This is a genomic window from Leuconostoc fallax (assembly GCF_004354645.1).
Lineage (GTDB): Bacteria > Bacillota > Bacilli > Lactobacillales > Lactobacillaceae > Leuconostoc_B > Leuconostoc_B fallax.
This window is the reverse complement of sequence record NZ_PUFI01000013.1, coordinates 20,363-38,436: the sequence shown is the minus strand read 5'-3', so window position 1 is coordinate 38,436 and position 18,074 is coordinate 20,363. Positions and strand designations below refer to the sequence as shown.

The window sequence follows — 18,074 nt, the reverse complement described above, 5'->3', positions numbered from 1 at the left end:
TACCTCATAACCCTGCATCAACATTTTCATCCGTTAGTACAATATCTAAACCAAGTTCATCACGTAAACCAGCATACCCTTCAGCTTCTAACTTTTTAGCCAACTGAGGACCACCCGTTTTCACGATGCGACCATCCATCATGACATGCACAAAATCTGGCACAATATAATCTAATAAACGTTGATAATGTGTAATCATCAAAACACCAAAATCGGGTGATTTCATTTCATTCACACCTCGAGCCACAACTTTTAAAGCATCAATATCAAGACCCGAATCAATTTCATCTAAAATCGCAATTTTGGGTTCAATCATCAATAATTGCAAAATTTCATTACGCTTTTTTTCACCACCAGAAAACCCTTCATTCAAATAGCGAGCAGACATTTCCTCTGGCATCGATAATATGGCACTCTTTTCGTCTAACTTCTTAATAAAATCCATGACACTAATCGGATCATCCTCAGGACGGCGCGCATTGATTGCAGCCCGCATAAACTCAATATTCGTAACACCCTGTATTTCAGCTGGATATTGCATGGCTAAGAAAAGGCCTGCTCTTGCTCGTGCATCAACAGCCATATCTGCTAAATTTTGCCCATCAAAATATATTTCTCCAGACGTAATGCGATAAGCTGGATGCCCCATAATAACCTGGGACAATGTTGATTTCCCCGTGCCATTTGGCCCCATGATGGCATGTACTTCACCTGTTTTCATAACCAAATTAACACCTTTAAGTATCTCTTGATTATCAATTGCAACATGTAAATCTTTCACTTCTAATGTTGTCATTATTCCCCCATTTATATCAGCATAACTAGCCTTCAGATTAAAACAATGTGCCAATTTGCTGTAGTATTAATTCATTTTGATGTAATTTTGCCAAAGTACGCGCATTCTTTAACATTTCATTATGCACAAAACGTTGACCTTGCAACTGTTTGTCAGCCTGTACCATTAACAAGAAAAAGTTCTCTAAAAAATAACTGTGATCTGTATCGCTCAATAAATTAATCCCATATGAAGCTAGAAACACAGTATTTTTATAACGGCCACAAGCTAATTCAAATCGAGCACTCAGATACAATGTCACAATGTTAGCTACACTCGCATTTTCTTGCACTGAGCGTGCCGAGAAATTCTGTTGCTGCCATATTTTTGCAAATAAACTTTGTGCACGGTCACTATGCCCTACCATGTAACATTGATAAGCTTCACCCGCCATAAGGAGTAATTGTTGGTCATCGACTAATTCGTTTGTGTTAATACGATCCCGCCACCTTTTGGCTGAAACAACATCGTTATCAAAGAACAAAGCCGCTAAGTAATGTGACAAATGATAGACTGCTCGTTTTTCTTCCCGCAATGACTTGAGTTCAATCTTTTTAAAAATCATCCGATACTTTGTAACATTTTGATGGATTTGTGCTTGAATAGCCTGATTTAAATAAACTTCATCATTTGTCAGTGCTTGCTTAGTATGCATTGGAAAAATGTCATTCAATGTTAACCCCAGTTTCTCACACAGCGATACCAAAATATCAATCGATGGAATCTGTAAACCATTTTCTAATTTAGATAGTGTGGCTTGTGTACAAATACCATCTGAAAGCGCAATTTGTGACAATTTAAGTTGCTTTCTTCTAGCAACGATGCGTTCTACTTTCATTTTTGCCCTCAATTTTCCTGCTGTTATTTCATCAACCTGGTTAATTTAGTTAAAATACTACCACAATTCCAATTTTTTATAATTAAAATATATAACGCTAAATTTATTTTTGAGAAAACACTTGCTAAAATTTTTATCGCTTAATTACCACAAAATCATAGTATAAAAAAGACACACTATTAGAAAATAGCGTGTCTTTTTTTAATATATTAAAAATTTTGATATGTGTTGTATTTAAATCAGATGTTGCGTGATGGTCATGATATTATTTCTGTAATAGTGTCATTAATATTGGTACGGCAATTAAGCTTAAAATAGTTGACTCAGTAACCATAATAGCAGCATAATCAGCATCTGCACCATACAGTTTAGCAACAACCGGCGCATTGGTCATAACTGGCATCGCTGATTGTAAAATAAATACTTGCTTCATTAACTGTGGTACATCAGCTCGCCAAAGTAATAATGACATCAGAATTGGCGCTAAGATAAATCGGCCGGCTAGCACACCTAAACTATATCGTGATAATTTGATGTTACGTAATCCAGCTTTTTCAATTGCAATACCAATAAAAATCATTGATAGTGGAATCGTCAAAGCGCCCATATAGTGCAAATCGCTAGCAATGAAGGTTGGTATTTTAACATCTAATAATACGAGGACCACACCAATCATAAAACCAAATAGAGGTGGTGAAAAAACCTTTTTTAAAGTTGTGAAGATATCAAATTTCCAGGTACCTTCACCATCTCTTTGAATGAGGTAGGTTCCCAATGTCCAAAAGAATGTCGTGTTGGCCATATAATAAACCAAAACATATGGTAAACTGCTAGGACCAAATAAAGCCATATTAATGGGTAAGCCCACAAAAACAGTATTTGAATTAAAAAACATTGATTGAAATAAGCCACGACGATTTTTACGGACATGCAATAGTCGGGCAATCGCCACTGATAATCCAAATAAAATCATCATCGATATCACAGGATATTTCAAATTAGGTAATAATTGCGCTAATTGTTGTTTCGTAAAATCCTTTGTAATGGTATCAATCATATACATTGGTAAAGCAATTTGCGTCACGATACGCGCAATAATTTGACTACTACTAGGTGAAAACCAACGACTACGCGCCAATATATACCCAATAACAATCATAACTAAAATGACTAAAACGCCTTGAAGACTATCAAAAAATACAACCATCCAACTATTTCCAATTCTAATTTTTTGCAAACAGTTTTCATTATATCATGTTTATACCGGTTAATTATTGATAGTACAGTACTGTTCGACCGTTTAACGGCTGTATATGTCGATGATTATATGGATAATTATCATGGATGGCTTGCCAATCAGCTTGCGTCACTTGAATAGCATTAGCCAAGACAAGCCACGTAATATCCTTCCCCAACGGTGGCGTTGTTAAAGAGCCTGTGTATTGATAATAAGACAAAGGTTGAGGTAGCCACTGTTGTAAATGAGCTGTCTGGATACCCTGATTAAAGATTGTGGTGATGCCTTCTATTTTAGAGGCATCATCGATTGTCCCTAAGACGGCAAGTACTAGTGTTGCACCCTGTTCGTTATGAAAGACAAAATGAATTTCTAAGTCAGCTTGTTTGCCATCAATGAAATGCTCACTGCCATCATGAAAATGCAGGCGTTCCATACGATACACTTGCTCACCCAATGTTAACTGACCCGAAGCTAAAAATTGCTCGCCAATCTCTCGATCATCTCCAATCGTTAAATCATGACTCGTAAAGTCAACAATCAACGGTTGCTTTTGCCAATCGATTTTTTTGGCGTCATTAGCTACAATGTCAATCGGTGATTGCCAATTCGTTTCACCAATCCAGCAATCCTGCTCACTATAATCTAAATGTTGCATATTATCCTCCACAACTGTCTCGCTAATAATAAGTAATATTTTACCTCACACATCACTTTCAGTCTGGTTTCATGCTCACAGCATTGTTTCAGAAAATTATATGTTACTGACTTAAATAATTAATGACCTCTTTTTGAGTTTTATTGTCATATTTTCATGACCCGCACTAATTGCTATACTCACGTTGAAGCGGCTGAACCTATATTTTTTCTACTTACTTTTAAAAAGTTTATTTTTTCACAATTATCCTGATATTTTCATAATATTGTGAAAATTATTAATGATTTTAATGTAAATTTACTGGAAAGATATTTTTACTTACTTTATGTACTGAAAACTTCATAATCTCTATTCTGACAACGTTTATCCCCCTAATATTTCAAATAAAATTCATGAAAACACGCAAAATTTGTTTGACACAAGGCCACAATTGTGCAACAATATGCGTGTAAGTTACTTGAATCACAAATATGAGGAGAATTCATAATGGAAGCATTAGTTTTAACTGACACTAAGAAATTAGAAGTCAAAGACATTCAAAAGCCAGAAGTAAAGCCTAACGAAGTGTTAATTCACACTGCCTTTGCGGGTATCTGTGGTACTGACCACGCATTGTACGCAGGTTTGCCTGGTTCAGCTGATGCTGTGCCACCAATTGTTCTTGGTCACGAAAACTCAGGTGTTGTTACAGAAGTTGGATCTGACGTAACAAACGTTAAAGTTGGTGACCGTGTTACAGTTGATCCTAACATCTACTGTGGCCAGTGCAAGTTCTGCCGTACAGCACGTCCAGAATTGTGCGAAAACTTGTCAGCCGTTGGTGTAACACGTGATGGTGGTTTCGAAGAATACTTCACAGCACCTTCATCAGTTGTTTACAATGTTCCTGATAACGTTTCATTGAAGGCTGCCGCTGTTACAGAACCAATTTCATGTGCTGTTCACGGTGTTCAATTGTTGAAGTTAACACCTTACCAAAAGGCTTTGGTTATTGGTGATGGCTTCATGGGTGAATTGTTCGTACAACTTCTTCAAGCTTATGGTGTTCACCAAGTTGACCTAGCTGGTATTGTTGATGAAAAGCTTGCTATGAACAAAGAAAAGTTCGGCGCAGTTAACACATACAACACAATGAAGGGTGACAAGATCCCTGCTGACGAATATGATGTTGTGATTGAAGCTGTTGGTTTGCCACAAACACAAGAATCAGCTATCGAATCATCAGCACGTGGTGGTCAAGTTTTGATGTTTGGTGTCGGTGGTCCTGATGCTCACTTTGAAATGAACACATATGAAGTCTTCCAAAAGCAACTAACAGTTCAAGGATCATTCATTAACCCTAACGCATTCGAAGATTCATTAGCATTGCTTTCATCAGGTAAGTTGGATGTATTGCCATTGATGTCACATGAATTGGACTACAAGACTGTTGATGATTTCGTTAATGGTAAGTTGGGTGTCGTATCTAAGGCTGTTGTCAAAGTCGGTGGTGAAGAGGCATAAATATGGCGCAGAAAACGGCGCAAAAGCCAAACAACAAATCAAAGTTATCTAAGAAAGCTGCTAATCGATCCATTTCGATGAGTGCGTCGCTGGCTTACTTCGCATTTTCACTTGTGTTAAATGCGCTTGGTAATGTGCTAACGATTGTGACATCTGCTCACATTTTGCCCGCTTTCTTAGGATCAGCTTACTGGACAGCTGCACAAACTAACTTAGGTTATGCTATATTAGGCCGAGGTAGTAGTACTGCGTTGTTCTGGGCATTCTTAGTTTTGGGAATGTTAATTTCATTCTTAAACGCCATTTTAATGGGAAAGTTAGATTGGGGTCGTGTATTAGGCAATTTTGCCTTCATGCTACCATTCTCTCTCTTCATTCAATGGTTCGCTAATATATTCAATAATATGTTAGGTGGCTATCATGCTACCTCACTACCAATGATTATATTGTTCGTTATTATTAACTTCGTCGGTGTTGCCTTTATCGCTACTGCCATTTCTATTTATCAGCGTGTTAACCTTGTGTTGCACCCAGCTGATGATTTGATGCAAATCTTGCGTTTCAAATACTTTAATGGTAAAGCCGCAATAGCTATGTGGGTATCATATATTCCACCTACGCTTATGGGTATCATCGCAGTTATTATGACACACAACTTAGAAAACTTTGGTTTAGGAACCTTGTTTGCTTTCTTGTTCCAAGGAAATATTACCGGTTTTGCAGACCGTCTAATTTTCCCTAATTTGAAGCATCAAGCCGTTGATGTCGGTAAATAAATGAGATGAGTTGTGAATGTTACCTTTAACGTTTCACAACTCATTTTTTCATAAATTATTCTAAAATTAATGCATTGTACCTGAGGAGGTAAGAATCATGGCATTTACAGATTATTTTGACGATGTACAACACATTGGTATTCCAACTTCAGACTTAAAAGTAGCTGAAGAATTCTGGACAAGTCTTGGTTTCACAAAAACTGGTGACTTCCCAGTTGGAAATGTTATTTTCATGAAGCGCAACCACTTGGTAATTGAAACATGGCAACAAGACGAAGTTGCTGGTAAGCCTGGTGCAATTAACCACATTTCAATGAATACTTCTAGTGCTGATGAAGCATTTAAGGCTGCTAAGGCCGAAGGCTTCAAGCTTATTGACAGTGAAGTTCAATCATTACCATTCTGGGATAAGGGTATTCGTTTCTTCAATATTGAAGGACCTGATGCAGTTATCGTTGAATTCTGTGAAATCGTAAAGTAATTCCGTGTTCTATAAATTAAAAAGCCTAATGTTGAGAATTTTCCCAATATTAGGCTTTTTAATTATATTCTTTTGCAATCAATTGAATGATTGCTCTAGCTGTATCCAATTTACTTTGAACGGGTAGATATTGTGGTTCATGACTTGCAGTTAACACGACAACTTGATTATCATCACTGGAAAAACCGATATCTGAACGACTCACATCATTCGCAACTAACATGTCAGCACCCTTAGTTTTTAATTTAGCGTCAGCATATGCTAGCAGATCTTGTGTTTCAGCAGCAAAACCAACCACATACTGTTGGCGTTTGTGACGTCCAACTTCAGCTAAAATATCTGGATTTTTAACAAGATTAATCGTCATGTTATTGTCATCTGTTTTCTTAATTTTCTGATCTGCTTTTTGTGCCGGTCGATAATCAGCCACGGCTGCAGCCGATATAAAAATATCACTATCGGGGACATGCGACATGACTTGGTCATACATCTCTTGCGTACTTTCAACCATTATTGTCTTTACGCTGTAAGCAACATTACGATTAATTGTGGTAATGAGCTGAACGCTAGCACCTGCTTCAGCAGCGGCCTGTGCTAATGCATAACCCATTTTACCTGATGAGCGATTAGTTAAAAACCGTACGGGATCTAATGCTTCTCGTGTCCCACCAGCTGTAATTAATACCCGTTGATTTTTTAATGCGCCATTTTGAGCAAGCAAGCGTATTTCAGTCTGTGCGAGAATATCAACTGGTTCTGGTAAGCGCCCCTTGCCCTCATACCCTTCGGCAAGAAATCCCGTCGTTGGCATAATAACCAATATATTATCATGATGAAGTTGTTGAATATTACGCTGAGTAGCTGGGTTTTCCCACATCTGATCATTCATAGCAGGTGCTACCACCTTTTGTGCTTGGCTAGCCAGTATAATGGTCAATGCTGCATCATCAGCAATTCCCTGAGCCATTTTAGCAATCAAATTAGCCGTTGCTGGTACGACAAAAATCAAGTCCGCCCATTGTGCCCATTCAATATGTTGTACACTACCCGTCTTAATCGGATGAAACATATCTGTCATAACCGATTGTTGCGTTAGAACTTCAAAAGTAAATGGTGTGATAAACTGTTGTGCTGATGATGTCATTACCACTCGAACTACTGCACCTTGCTTAACCAGTTCACGCACAAAATAGGCTGCTTTATATGCCGCAATACCGCCAGTTACTATGACTATAATCTGTTTATTTTCGTAAATCATCACGTCACCTTTTTCATATTATATGACTATTTTACAAAAGTATTCATGCATATGATATGATTTAAATAATTTAAAATTAGAGGAAAAAAGATGTCATCTAAAACAAAATTAATTGCCCTATCCAGTATATTTATTGCAATTGTTTTGCTACAAAACATGATACCTATTTTAGGTGGTCTCAACATTGGTGTACTACGCATCACCTTAATCCACGTTACCGTTGCAATCAGTGCTATTGTCTTGGGACCTAAGATTGGTACAATGATTGGGCTGACATGGGGATTAACGTCGTTCATTACCGCTTTAACAGCACCTAGTAGTCCTGTTGCAGCTTTAATATTCACGAATCCAGTGATTGCACTTGTCCCACGTCTACTCGTGGGACTCATTGCTGGCTTAGTGTTTAACAAGCTTGCACAACGACTATCACCAGTAGTGAGTGCAGGTATTACCGGATTTCTAACTGCACTACTGAACACAATTATGGTATTGGGATTAGCTTATGTTTTCTATGCTAACGGTATGTCAGCGATTTATAAGGTATCCGTTGATCAACTTCTTCCTATTTTGCTAGGTATTGTGGCATCTAATGGCGTACCAGAAGCAATTGCTGCAACCATATTAGTGCCACTCATTGCCTTGCCGCTCCGACGTTTGGTCCAGCAACATCAATAATCACACCTTAATTTACAATAAAAAGCCACACAACCTCATACGACGTTGTGTGGCTTTTTCATCATAGGTATTCCCCACTGACCTGTTTATCAATTAATGGTGACATAACCTGTCTGGTAGTTAATACTTGTTCCTGGTTCGACATTAAAAATATAAATATTAAAGCTCACCGCATTATCTTCAACACTCGCTGCTTGCATATGAACACCACGTGCAACGAGTTCGTTACTTCTAAATATTGGTGTTACCTGATACCTCACATGATGCGATGTTTCTCTAATATAACGTAAGACACGACTTTCATAATAAGCCATTCCTGGGTCGTTTAATTGACGGGTACCAGTCATTAAATTTTTGGGATTATCTTGCTCTCCGGCCAATGAAAAGGCAATCAAGTGAGAACGATTATAAACATTTTGGTTATTCAAACGGACACTAGACCAGCCTGTAGGGCGTGTATACAAGCGCTCACGAGGTTCTTTTGGTAGTAAACTCACACCGAGCATCGCATTGGCTTGACCAACACGACCTAAAGCGTCTAAATTCGTATATGTTGCCCACTCACTGTGTGACGTTGATAAATCTGACTTAGAAAAATCAGGCTTGCTACCATTAACCTGAATAATTGCCGTGCCAGCATAATCCATTTGTGCCAATTTATTATCAGCAACACTACCAACATTTTTAGGTACTAATTTCTGTTTGGATTGATTTTGTGTAATCGCGCGATTTGTACTATAAGTTGACTGATAAGTCTGAAAACCGCCACCAATTAAAATGGCTAAGCCAATAACTAGGCTAAGCCATTTCGGTAATTGTACTTTTTTACTTTTTTTTCGTGAATATCTTCTTTTTGCCATAGCTATATTCTATCATCTAAACGGATTATATAAACGACCATTATTTAAAAATAGTAGTCCAAAACCCATTAAGACAACAATGATGGCACCAACTAATACCATAATATCTCTGAAAGCCATCTTTTGACTTTGATACCATGATCGCTGACCATAACGGCCAAATCGCCGTAGTTCCATTGCTTGGCTAATGGTATCAATGCGATTTAAACTAGAAAATACTAAAGGAAGAATAATCTGCGTCCCGCCTTTAGCACGTTGCCAAAGTGTTGCTTTTTTAGAAATTTCGTATCCTCGTGCTTGCTGAGCAAAACTAATCGTCTGATAATCACTTTGAACATCAGGAATGTAGCGTAGTGTGATGGCAAAAGCATACGCAATTTTGTAAGGAATCCCAATTTTATTGAGTCCTGCTGCAAATTCACTGGGATTAGTGGTGAACAGTAGAACAATCGATAGTGGCAAGGAAAATAAATATTTCAAAAATAAATTAAATTCATAAAAGACCTGTTCTTGTGTGATTGTAAAATAACCACTACCAAATAAAACATGCCGAGTACCATATAATGCCACACCATATTGTGGTGCCAAAACAGTAATCATCACTAAATTTAAAATAGCAAAAACAATGGCTAATTTTAGTAACAAAGCATATTCATGATACTTAATATGGGCTGTTTGGATAAGAAAAAAGGATAGTAGCACTAAAAACAGCAAAAAACGTGTATCATATGAAATCATCCCCATCGTGGTTAGTGCTAAAAACCCCACTAATTTAACCGTTCCAGTTATCTGATTCAACCATGTATCGCGTGCTTTATATCCAAATAATGAGTTGACTGCCATAAGTTTTATTGCCCCAATATTGTGTTCAAATTTTCTGGATGCGCAATGCCCAAGCGCTTCGCTAATTCATAAATACTCGTTGTTTTCAAATTGGCTTGTTGAACAAGTGTTTCATTAGCTAATAATGCAGCTGGTGAAGTGTCTGCTAAGAGCTTCCCATCAACAATAACCAACGTTCGTTGTACAAAATGAGCTAACAGATGCATATCATGCGTAATAATCACAATTGTTGTTTCATGCGATTGATTAATCTTCTGTAAAAAGCTAATAATACGATTTGTATGCACCGCATCTTGCCCTGCAGTTGGCTCATCTAATATCAAAATTTCCGGCTTCAGAACCAACACAGCTGCAATCGTTAGTCGTTTCTTTTGACCAAAACTCAATGCAGAAATGGGCCAATTGCGCATCGAATACAAATCAACCATTTTCAATATATCCGTTACCCGTTGTTGAATGTCTACTTCATCCACATGGCGTAACTTTAAACCACTGGCTACTTCTTCGAAAACACTAGCTTTTGTAATCATATGGTTTGGATTTTGCAAAACATATCCAATATGTTCGGCACGTTCCTTGATTGAATCATGTAATAATGAATGTTGATTCAAAATGACATCGCCACTTGTCGGTGTCAAGAATCCTGTTAATAAGTGTGATAGCGTCGTTTTACCTGAACCATTTTTACCGACAATACCTAAAATTTCACCACGCCATATGTTAGCACTGAAGTCATTGAAAATTAATTCTTGGTCATATCCAAACGATAAATTTTTTATGGCCAACTGTCGTTCTTTTACCGCATGATTAGGACGAATCGGCTTTGCCAGCGCTTCAATATCCGCCTTATACTGATCAACAGCTATTTTGTTCACATCCTCGATATGGTTTAATTGCATAACCGGTGCTGGTGTATGTCGCATTAACTGTAAATATAACGGTTCATCCAAACCACATTCTGATAAAATATTGGCTTTCAAAATATTTTCAGGTGTATCATCTGCTACAATTCGACCTTGTTTCATCAAAACGATACGATCAATTCCAGAACGCAACACCTCTTCAATACGGTGCTCAATAATGATAACTGTCATGTTATTTTCAGCGTGTATTTGGCTGACCATTGCCATCGTTGCTTCACCAGCTGCCGGATCTAAACTGGCTAACGGTTCATCTAATAATAGTAAACGACTATTATCAACCAATACCCCTGCCAAAGCTGTCCGTTGTTTTTGACCACCTGACAATGCCTGCGGGCTAAGATGCAATCGTTGTGTTAAATTGACCTTCTGCGCCCAGTGTTTCACCTTTTTTTTGATTGTCATCACTTCTTGACGATCATTCTCCATAGCAAAAGCAATATCTTCAGCCACTGTCAAGCCAACAAACTGTGCATCAGTATCTTGTAATACCGTTCCGGTTTGTAATGATAAATCAAAAATCGATTGCGTTAATATATTTTGCCCGTTAACTGTTAATTGTCCAGTGATATCTCCTGGATAAGCCTGTGGAATAATACCATTAAATAGACGCAATAACGTTGTTTTCCCTGATCCAGAAGCACCAGCGATAAGAATTTTTTCGCCCGGATAAATTTTCAAGTTGATATCATGTAATGTGGGTTTAGCTTGCGCCATATATTTAAATGTAACATGCTGACAATCAATAACTGGTTCTACCATTATTCAACCTCTATGTACGAGCAATCATTATGATGCTCTTTATTACCTTATTCTGAACGCAATGAACTCTTACGTGGTCGTGATTTTACATAAGCTACCAAAAATAGTGAGCCGATAATAGCGACAGATAATGAGTTAGCAACTGTTGTCACAATTCCTTGCAAAAAGACTTTAGCAGCCGGCTCTTTATAAAGTAAAATATCACCGATTGGCGCTACAACTAACCAAGCAATCGCATTAGCAATAATCTGCCAAATATTGAATTGAATCAGTTTTTTAGCACCTAATTGACCATATTCTAATGCTAAAAACCTTCTACTTAAACCAATCAATAGACCAAAAACAGCATCCGCAAACACCCATGACCACCAAGGTGAACCATAAGTAACGGCGTCATTTAGCGCATGACCAATAAAGCCAATCAAAAAACCAACAACCGGGCCAAATAAACCAGCCATTAAAGCAAGCAAACCTTCCGCTACATTAATATTTGTATTCGAAATACCGGTTGGAATCGCTAAATATTTCATTAGCACAAAGAATAAAGCTGCGCCAATACCCGTTGCGACAACTGATCTAACGGACAACCCTTTTTTCTTTCGCATGAGTATGCCTTCTTTCATATAAGTATATAATGTTGAATGATGAAAACTTCACACGGCTTATCATACCGCAGAAATCATATTTTTTGCGTAAAAAACCAAATATTTTATTAAAATACCATATTAATATCACAATTATTTGGCTGTCATCACCATACTGACGTAATAAAATTCTAGTAATTTAGACCCAAGATGTCAAATGTGCCTATTCTAATAGTAATTTAATGTTATTATTATAATATAAAGATAAAGAAGATTAAATGAGGTCATAAGTTATGAGAAAAGTTGGTATCGTTGGTATTGGCCACGTCGGTGTGACTGTTGCCCATATTATTGTGTCACAAGGATTAGCAGATGAATTGGTCTTAATTGACCATAATACTGCTAAATTAGCCAGTGAGGAGTTAGATTTACGCGATAGTGCAAGTCTACTAGATAAGCATATATTCATTCATGCGGGTAACTATAATGATCTAGCAGATGCAGAAGTCGTGATTAGCGCTTTGGGTCATATCGATCTCATCACCGAAGGTGGTGATCGTTTTGAAGAGCTCAGAGCTAATGCCCCTGAAGCACGACAAGTTGGCGCTGATCTTCAACATGTTGGTTTTCATGGTGTACTCTTAGTTATCTCAAACCCTGTTGATGTGATTACCGGTATCTATCAAAAAGCCACAGGATTACCACATAATCAAGTCATCGGTACTGGTACCTATCTCGATACGGCTAGATTAAAGCGCAGTTTAGCTGATATTCTACATCTAGATCCACGTAGTATTAATGGATACGTGTTAGGCGAACATGGCGATTCTCAGTTTGCTGCTTGGTCAACCGTCAATGTTCTCGGTGAAAACATTGACACACTCGCTCAGCATTACGATCTCAATCTCACGCAAATTGAACAAGCAGCTCGTATTGGCGGTTTCACTGTTTTTTCTGGGAAAGGCTACACAAACTTTGCAATTGCTCACGCTGCTGTTTCTCTCCTAGAACTCATTCTATCAGATGCCCATCGAGAGAGTATTGTTTCTCATTTTAATATAGAATTAGGTAGCTACATTTCGTCTCCAGCCGTTATTGGTCGCGAAGGCATTGTCGCTGAATTTAACCTGCCATTACACGATGATGAGAAAGAAAAACTTTTAGCTAGTGCCAAAGCGATTCAACAAAAAACACAACATCTCATATAAAAAAAGTAGCCCAGCTGGGCTACTTTTTTATGTTGCTTTAATATAATTCACGCCGTCTGCTTTCGGTGCACGTGTCTTACCAAAGAAGAAGACCAGTACCACAATTGTTAAGACGTAAGGTGCAATTTGCAAGTAAATTGAGGGAATATTTTGAATCACTGGTAATTGAGCACCAACCACAGCCAGTGACTGTGACAAGCCAAAGAAAAGCGATGCCGCCATAGCGCCCAAAGGATTCCAACGGCCAAAGATCATGGCTGCCATAGCAACGAATCCTTGCCCAACAATTGTCCCAGCACTGTAATTCAATGAAATAGATTGTGCCACAACAGCACCACCAATACCGCCTAGAATACCGGACAACATAACGCCTGCATAACGCAAACGTGCAACATTTAAGCCCAATGTGTCTGCTGCTTGTGGATTTTCACCCACCGAACGCAAACGCAAACCAAACTTTGTTTTAAAAATAAGATACCATGATAAGACTGCAATAATAATCGCTAACCAAGCAGGCCCTGATGTTTTGGCAAAAAACAAATCACCAATAACCGGAATATCTTTTAATAATGGCAAACTAGTATAACCAAAATCACGCGAAATGGGTTCAGTCTGACCTTTGCCATAAATCACTTTGATCAGGAAAACACCTAATGCTGGTGCCATCAGATTAATCACCGTACCAGAAATAATATGATCGGCTCGTAGTGTGACTGTTGCCACTGCATGCAAAAGTGAGAATAACAAACCGATAATCGCACCAGCTAGCAAGCCTAGCCAAGGTGTCAAGGCGCCAAACTGATCTGCAAAAGTTAGATTAAAGACAACTGCAGCAAAAGCACCAATACCCATGATACCCTCTAACCCAACGTTAACAACACCACCACGTTCAGAAAAGGTACCACCAATAGAGGTAAAAATAAGTGGTGCGGAGTAAACCAAAGTACTTGAAATAACTAATGTTAAAATACTCATCAATGACATCTTATTGTCCCCCGCTCTTTTGCTGCTTTTTATGCTCAGCCGTCACTTCAGCCTTGGCATCCATTTCATGAATCCGCTTTTGAATGATTCGTATCAAATAATTAGCACCAACGAAGAAAATAATCGAAGCAATTACAATATCCACTAATTCAAAAGGAACACCTGTACTCATTGGCATACCCAATCCACCGATTTTGAGTACTGAGAACAAAATCGCGGCTGCTAAAACACCCAGATACGAACCATTTCCCAACAACGCCACGGCCATACCATCAAAACCAATTGAGGGCGAACTGTTTTGTGTAAAGAAATATTGATAGTTACCTAATCCTTCAATCGTACCAGCCAAACCAGCTAAACCACCTGATATTGCCATAGCAACAACAGCTGTACGCTTAGATGGCATACCAGCATATCTTGCTGAATCGGGATTCAAGCCTACCGCCCTGATTTCAAATCCTAATGTTGTCTTTTTCATAACGAACCATATGACAACAATCATAACCAGCGCTAAGACAATACCAGCAGATACGCTAGAACCTTGTGTTAATTGCGTTAGCCATGGCATCTGTAACGTAGCATTGGCACCAATCTGTTTGGTCGTTTGTGCTGATTCTTTAATGCCATGTGCCATGACATTTTGCAAAATATTATTTCCTGTATATAACAAGATATAGTTCATCATGATCGTTACAATCACTTCGCTCGCGCCAAACTGCGCACGTAACCAACCTGGAATAGCACCAGCAATCCCACCCAAGACTGTTCCCAAAATCAAGGCACTAGGAATCATAACGTAAGCAGGTAAGTTGGGAAAGCTCAATGCATACCATACTGCGCCAACCCAACCAGCAAGTGCTTGACCAGATAACCCGATGTTAAAGAATCCAGCAGAACTTGCTACTGTAAAGCCAAGAGCTGTCAAGATGAGAGGTGTCATTTGTGTGAGAACACCACCAATGTTTTGCATTGATCCGACAGCCGAACTCATTAGGGCAATATAGCCAGATATTGGATTGTAACCAAAAACCAGCATAATCAATGCACCAACAAGTAAACCAAATATAACGGAAAAAGCAGCAACAGAGAATGATGTTTGTTTCATAGTTGAGTTCATAGTGTGTTTACCTCTGTTGGTTCATTTAAAGTAGCCTTAACTTCATCCAAATTCATCCCCGTCATCAAAAGGCCTAATTCTTGTTTATTCGTTGATTGTGCGTCAACAATACCAACAATCTTTCCGTTATTAATAACAGCAATTCGGTCAGACAAATTAAGAATCTCATCTAATTCAAAGCTGACCACCAACACTGCCTTGCCAGCATCGCGTTGATCAATCAAGCATTGATGAATATATTCAATGGCACCAACATCCAATCCGCGTGTCGGCTGTGCTGCAATAATCAAATCATTATCACGATCTAATTCACGCGCAATAACTGCCTTTTGCTGATTACCGCCAGACATTGATCCGGCCACAATGTGAATACCTGAAGCACGCACATCAAATTTTTGTGACAGGCGATTAGCCATCTTGTCTTCAGCTTCCGGATTGATCACACCATAATGAGAAATAGGCGCCTGATAATACGTCTGTAGCATCATATTTTCGACCAACGTCATATGCGTTTGCATGCCAAAACGCAAACGATCTTCCGGTATATGCCCGACACCACTCTCGATTATCTTTCGAGGACTCTTATTCGTCATATCCTTTTGATTAAGCATGACTTGCCCACTTTGAACTGGCGTTAGGCCCGTTATCGCTTGAACTAATTCAGTTTGTCCGTTACCATCTATACCAGCAATACCAACAATTTCGCCTGATTTAACTTCTAAGGATAAATCCTTAACTGCTGCCACACCGCGTGCATCCTTAACTGTTAAATTGTCCAGTTTTAATACCGTCTCTTTGGGTTGAGCAGATTGCTTTTCCGTCTTAAAACTAACTTCACGACCAACCATTAAATCAGCCAACTGTTGAGAAGAAACCCCAGCGACAGGGAAAGCATCAATCGACTTTCCCGCTCTAATGACTGTCACTGTATCAGCCGCAGCCTTGATTTCATCCAACTTGTGGGTAATCAAGATAATTGATTTCCCTTCTTTGGCTAAATTATGCATAATCGTAATCAATTCTTCGATTTCTTGTGGTGTCAACACAGCTGTCGGCTCATCAAAAATCAGAATATCTGCACCACGATATAGTGTCTTCAGAATCTCAACACGTTGTTGTTGTCCAACAGATATATCCGCTATTTTTGCTGTCGGGTCAACGGCTAATCCATATTGATCAGATAAAGCTTGAATTCTTTTAACCGCTGTCTTAGTGTCAAGACTCAAGCCACGCGTAATTTCGGAACCCAAAACGATATTTTCAGTCACAGTAAAGGCATCCACAAGCATAAAATGCTGGTGAACCATACCAATACCTAATTGGTTCGCTTTAGTTGGTGAATCCACTGTTACGGGTTGACCGTTAATAAGAATATTACCGCTAGTAGGTTGTAGTAACCCCGTTAGAATATTCATTAATGTCGATTTACCAGCACCGTTTTCACCAAGTAACGCGTGAATTTCACCTTGTTGGACTTTCAAATTGATATCATCATTGGCCGCAAAACTACCGAATTTTTTGGTAATATGTTGCATCTCAATGACTGGTGTTAATTCGGTCATATGCTCTCTGATTCTTTCTATATAGTATAAATTGTAAAAATTCCGCGGACAAATACTGTACGCGGAATTTCCCTTAAATAATATTATACCATGTTCTCTAAACACGTATGTTGCAATCATTTTACCTATTGATTAGAGCAAATTGAGGTGTCCCCACCTATCCTCATTACTTTTCTTTATTCTACAAGCTAAATATGGCCAGTAAATTATGTATCATATGAAACATTACTGAATATTGTAACTTTTTGGTCACTAGGCGAACAATCATCAACAGTGTACTAGCGGTTAAATAAACAGTCCATTGTTCCGGTGTGGATGGCCAGTGGACTGCTGCAAAAACAAATGTTGGCCAAACAAGCTGTACAACTTTCCCTAGAGGCCGAGCCTCTTCAAATATAATACCACGAAAAGCAATTTCTTCAATTATTGGTGCAATAATAACAACATTCAATTTAAATAATAATGCAATGATTCCACCTTGATGAAGCATGGTTTCAATCATTTTTTGATTTGAACTACTATCTTGATTTTGTCCAAATATAGCCGGTATTATCAAATCCATCAGAAACATTGTTAGGCATAGCATCATAATAACAAATCCTATTTTTTTCAGATTAATTCTCTCAAAAATAGCATTCGTCTTTGCGGCTAAGTAACGATAGCCCAAATATGAAATAACGCCCCCAAGTATAATCGATAATAACACGAACCACACGTTAAACATATCTATAAATGCAAAGAACGGCGGCACGCCTAAAATAATATCAATTAATATTGTCAATAAAACTAATTCAATAAGTTGTCCTGCCTTTTTTGATATGACAGTTATTGCACGATTAAATATCATTGATTACCCTTTCAATAATTAGTTCAGTTATTACTGCGGTCTCATTTTAGATAACAGGGAGCATATCTTGTCCACTAATTTAGCTATGCACACATTTTGGATAAATCTAAAAAATTAAATAGATGA

Annotated in this window: 18 protein-coding genes; 5 read left to right on the top strand and 13 right to left on the bottom strand. The window is 38.2% G+C overall.

Annotated elements, in window-relative coordinates; all coding sequences use genetic code 11:
• Positions 1–4: 4 nt before the first annotated feature.
• From sufC to C5L23_RS03995, 4 genes are all read right to left on the bottom strand, one after another.
• The gene (gene sufC / locus C5L23_RS04010) at positions 5–796 is read right to left on the bottom strand and encodes a Fe-S cluster assembly ATPase SufC (protein WP_010006720.1); all 792 of its coding nucleotides are present in this window, start codon (positions 794–796) and stop codon (positions 5–7) included.
• A gap of 37 nt (positions 797–833) precedes the next feature.
• A complete protein-coding gene (locus C5L23_RS04005) occupies positions 834–1,673 on the bottom strand; it encodes a helix-turn-helix domain-containing protein (protein ID WP_010006722.1) in 840 nt (279 codons plus the stop codon).
• Positions 1,674–1,938: 265 nt separating this feature from the next.
• The gene (locus C5L23_RS04000; RefSeq protein WP_133264316.1) at positions 1,939–2,880 is read right to left on the bottom strand and encodes an AEC family transporter; all 942 of its coding nucleotides are present in this window, start codon (positions 2,878–2,880) and stop codon (positions 1,939–1,941) included.
• A gap of 64 nt (positions 2,881–2,944) precedes the next feature.
• On the bottom strand, positions 2,945–3,568 hold the full coding sequence (locus C5L23_RS03995; RefSeq protein WP_133264315.1) for a carbonic anhydrase family protein: 624 nt from the start codon (positions 3,566–3,568) through the stop codon (positions 2,945–2,947).
• 486 nt (positions 3,569–4,054) lie between these two features.
• Between C5L23_RS03995 and C5L23_RS03990 the strand changes: the two genes are divergently transcribed.
• The 3 genes from C5L23_RS03990 to C5L23_RS03980 all read left to right on the top strand — a co-directional run bounded on the left by C5L23_RS03990 (position 4,055) and on the right by C5L23_RS03980 (position 6,328).
• Positions 4,055–5,071 (top strand): zinc-dependent alcohol dehydrogenase family protein, encoded by a 1,017-nt coding sequence (locus tag C5L23_RS03990; protein WP_010006726.1) that lies wholly within the window; start codon positions 4,055–4,057, stop codon positions 5,069–5,071.
• A gap of 2 nt (positions 5,072–5,073) precedes the next feature.
• Positions 5,074–5,847, top strand: coding sequence for a DUF6198 family protein (locus tag C5L23_RS03985; protein WP_010006728.1), 774 nt, complete (start codon positions 5,074–5,076; stop codon positions 5,845–5,847).
• Positions 5,848–5,944: 97 nt separating this feature from the next.
• Complete coding sequence (locus tag C5L23_RS03980) at positions 5,945–6,328, top strand: VOC family protein (protein WP_010006730.1); 384 nt, start codon at positions 5,945–5,947, stop codon at positions 6,326–6,328.
• A 58-nt stretch (positions 6,329–6,386) separates the two neighbouring features.
• Here the strand turns inward: C5L23_RS03980 and coaBC are convergent, their stop codons facing one another.
• On the bottom strand, positions 6,387–7,586 hold the full coding sequence (coaBC, locus tag C5L23_RS03975) for a bifunctional phosphopantothenoylcysteine decarboxylase/phosphopantothenate--cysteine ligase CoaBC (protein WP_010006731.1): 1,200 nt from the start codon (positions 7,584–7,586) through the stop codon (positions 6,387–6,389).
• Between the two features lie 90 nt (positions 7,587–7,676).
• On the opposite strand from coaBC, the gene C5L23_RS03970 reads away from it, so the two are divergent.
• A complete protein-coding gene (locus C5L23_RS03970; RefSeq protein ID WP_010006732.1) occupies positions 7,677–8,261 on the top strand; it encodes an ECF transporter S component in 585 nt (194 codons plus the stop codon).
• Positions 8,262–8,350: 89 nt separating this feature from the next.
• On the opposite strand, the gene C5L23_RS03965 is transcribed toward C5L23_RS03970, so the two are convergent.
• From C5L23_RS03965 to C5L23_RS03950, 4 genes are read right to left on the bottom strand one after another with little or no spacing between them, the layout of a single operon-like run.
• On the bottom strand, positions 8,351–9,121 hold the full coding sequence (locus tag C5L23_RS03965) for a DNA/RNA non-specific endonuclease (protein WP_133264314.1): 771 nt from the start codon (positions 9,119–9,121) through the stop codon (positions 8,351–8,353).
• 12 nt (positions 9,122–9,133) lie between these two features.
• Complete coding sequence (locus C5L23_RS03960; protein ID WP_010006735.1) at positions 9,134–9,964, bottom strand: energy-coupling factor transporter transmembrane component T family protein; 831 nt, start codon at positions 9,962–9,964, stop codon at positions 9,134–9,136.
• A gap of 5 nt (positions 9,965–9,969) precedes the next feature.
• The gene (locus tag C5L23_RS03955) at positions 9,970–11,646 is read right to left on the bottom strand and encodes an ABC transporter ATP-binding protein (protein WP_133264313.1); all 1,677 of its coding nucleotides are present in this window, start codon (positions 11,644–11,646) and stop codon (positions 9,970–9,972) included.
• A gap of 47 nt (positions 11,647–11,693) precedes the next feature.
• Positions 11,694–12,251 (bottom strand): ECF-type riboflavin transporter substrate-binding protein, encoded by a 558-nt coding sequence (locus C5L23_RS03950; protein WP_010006736.1) that lies wholly within the window; start codon positions 12,249–12,251, stop codon positions 11,694–11,696.
• Positions 12,252–12,523: 272 nt separating this feature from the next.
• On the opposite strand from C5L23_RS03950, the gene C5L23_RS03945 reads away from it, so the two are divergent.
• Positions 12,524–13,438, top strand: coding sequence for a lactate/malate family dehydrogenase (locus C5L23_RS03945; RefSeq protein ID WP_010006737.1), 915 nt, complete (start codon positions 12,524–12,526; stop codon positions 13,436–13,438).
• Positions 13,439–13,465: 27 nt separating this feature from the next.
• Here the strand turns inward: C5L23_RS03945 and C5L23_RS03940 are convergent, their stop codons facing one another.
• The 4 genes from C5L23_RS03940 to C5L23_RS08610 form a co-directional block, all read right to left on the bottom strand.
• Complete coding sequence (locus C5L23_RS03940) at positions 13,466–14,422, bottom strand: ABC transporter permease (RefSeq protein WP_010006738.1); 957 nt, start codon at positions 14,420–14,422, stop codon at positions 13,466–13,468.
• 1 nt (position 14,423) lies between these two features.
• Positions 14,424–15,539, bottom strand: coding sequence for an ABC transporter permease (locus C5L23_RS03935; RefSeq protein WP_010006739.1), 1,116 nt, complete (start codon positions 15,537–15,539; stop codon positions 14,424–14,426).
• Positions 15,536–17,101: an ABC transporter ATP-binding protein gene (locus tag C5L23_RS03930; protein ID WP_010006740.1), complete on the bottom strand. Its 1,566-nt coding sequence runs from the start codon at positions 17,099–17,101 to the stop codon at positions 15,536–15,538. Before C5L23_RS03930 ends, C5L23_RS03935 begins: the two co-directional genes overlap by 4 nt.
• Positions 17,102–17,282: 181 nt before the next feature.
• Entirely contained in the window at positions 17,283–17,948 is a 666-nt protein-coding gene (locus C5L23_RS08610) for a CPBP family intramembrane glutamic endopeptidase (RefSeq protein WP_240034421.1), read from the bottom strand.
• Between the last annotated feature and the right edge of the window lie 126 nt (positions 17,949–18,074).